Annotated in this window: 2 protein-coding genes; both read right to left on the reverse strand. The window is 54.0% G+C overall.

Going from position 1 to position 1990, the window contains the following annotated elements; translation table 11 throughout:
- Positions 1-165: 165 nt before the first annotated feature.
- Positions 166-918: an alpha/beta fold hydrolase gene (locus H7847_RS26500; protein WP_227272705.1), complete on the reverse strand. Its 753-nt coding sequence runs from the start codon at positions 916-918 to the stop codon at positions 166-168.
- Between the two features lie 185 nt (positions 919-1103).
- A partial coding sequence (locus H7847_RS26505; RefSeq protein WP_227272707.1) for a transposase occupies positions 1104-1990 on the reverse strand: 887 nt, incomplete at its 5' end.

A 1990-nucleotide genomic window follows, 5' to 3' on the forward strand; every position in this document is an offset into this window, starting at 1 on the left:
AATGCCCGTGCTTTCCCCATAGAACAGCGCAAGCATCCCGCGGCTTCCACCTTGTCAGATTTGTCAACGCGGGCCAGGCCGCCCAACACAAATCTAACGTACTGGCCCGCATCGAAAAATCTTAGACGAAGCTGTCGTATGCTTATCGCTACTGAATGTCTGGTTTCAGACTCGGTGCAGCGCCTCAGAAATCTTGTCAGCAAGCTGCTCGGGCTGGTCAACGCTCTTCCAGTGTGTGGCGTTCTCCAGAAGTATCCGCTCCATCGGATTATTCTTCAGCCACTGAAGAGTCGGCCGTGGGCAATTCTCGGGGTTGTAGAGATAGACCACCTTACCTGACGATTTCAGGACGTCACCCGGCACATGTTGTGATGAGAACCGACGCGCATCCGTGCCAAGCTGCCAAAGCGCAAGCTGGTCTGCCTTTGAAACAGACTGGCGATAGCGAGCTATGACAGGGGCGTCATCTGCCACTTGATCCAATCGCTCAAGAAATGCGGCTCTAAATTCTCCCGGGTCATCGAAATCTGCGGCAGTGCCAGAAAAGTAAGCATCCTCTGCCGTGATGTTACCTTCCAACGAAATGATCGTTTTCAAGGGGCAGTCTGATCGTTGAGCAGCAAGCGAGGAAATGATGGATGCAACCGAATGGGCCACGATGATTTCGGCACCAGCCTCCTTCGCCTTGTCGGCCACTACTTCGGCAAGGGCTTCGAGCGTAGTCTGAGACTTCAGCGCAGGCGCCCCGAAACCGGGAAGGTTAATCGGCAACAAACGATAGGTCTCAGCCAGATGGGTATTTGAAAGACCCTCAAACATGCTCGCATTGTCGCCAAATCCTGCAATGAAAAGGATTGTAGGCCGCGTGGCGGATTTGCAGTCCTTGCTCCCGTCAACTTCGGATTTGGTCGCTAGCATTTGTGGTTTCCTTATTTCCCAGAACAGACATTAGCTGCAGCGCCAAAAGTTGTCACTATGGGCTTATTTTGTTGAAGAAGTCGTCGAGATTTGAGGCTTTGCCTGCTTGGCGATTTCAATCGCAAGCTTCTTGTTCCGCCCGTTGCACTGGGTGGCTTGTTGGTCTGTCGCTTTGCCATTTCAGATCATATCGCGATCCTAGTTTCGTGCGTCTTTGGTCTTAGTTTTGCGAGTTTTCGGAGGTTCTGAGCGATCGCTGCGAGCGTAAATTCGTCCTGTACACCGCATGGCCCTCGAAGTCTGAGCCGCCCGAGGCCGAGAATGCGTTTGAGGTGAGCGAAGAGCATCTCAACCTTTTTGCGTTTGGCCTGGGCCTTGGTGTTGAAGGGAGACTTTGCAGCCAGTCGGGCGAAGTCGCGTGCGTCCTCATGTGCTTCACGACCGATAAAGCGCGTATTTGTGTTTGGACAGCATTTTGGTTTCGACGGGCAGGCATCGCATATGGCTTTGGTGGCGCGGTATCGACGGCGACCTGTTTTGGGCTCTTTCCTGCGCGGGTCGGAATAGTTGCGGCGGGACTGCAGCAGGTGCTGACCTTCGGGACAGGTATAGCGGTTGTTGTCTGCGTCCCATTCAAAGTCTGAGCGGGAGAATGTGCCGTCGGTGCGTTCCCCCTTGTCGACCAAAGGAATGAACGGAATGATGCCGCGCTTCTTTGTTAACCAGGCGAGGTTCTCTGCGGATCCGTAGGCTGTGTCCGCCACCAACCAGTCAGGCTTAATGCTGAAGCACTCCTCTGTCCGATCGATCATGGTTTGTGCGGCACCCACTTCGGCCTGTCTGATTGAGCGTGTCGCTTCAACGTCCACAATCACAGAATGATCTGTGTCGATCAGATAGTTGTTCGAATAGGCGAAGATAGCAGGTCCTTTGCGCGCGGCAGTCCATTGGCTGGCGGGATCAGAATGTGACGTAAACTTCGGCTTGACCGGTGTCGAAGCCCCAAAAGCCTTGTCGTCCAAAACGTCGAGATATTCCCGGACAGCACGGGGCGCATCATCAGGATCGATGG

Source organism: Roseobacter weihaiensis (assembly GCF_020622345.1).
GTDB classification, from domain to species: Bacteria; Pseudomonadota; Alphaproteobacteria; order Rhodobacterales; family Rhodobacteraceae; genus Roseobacter; species Roseobacter weihaiensis.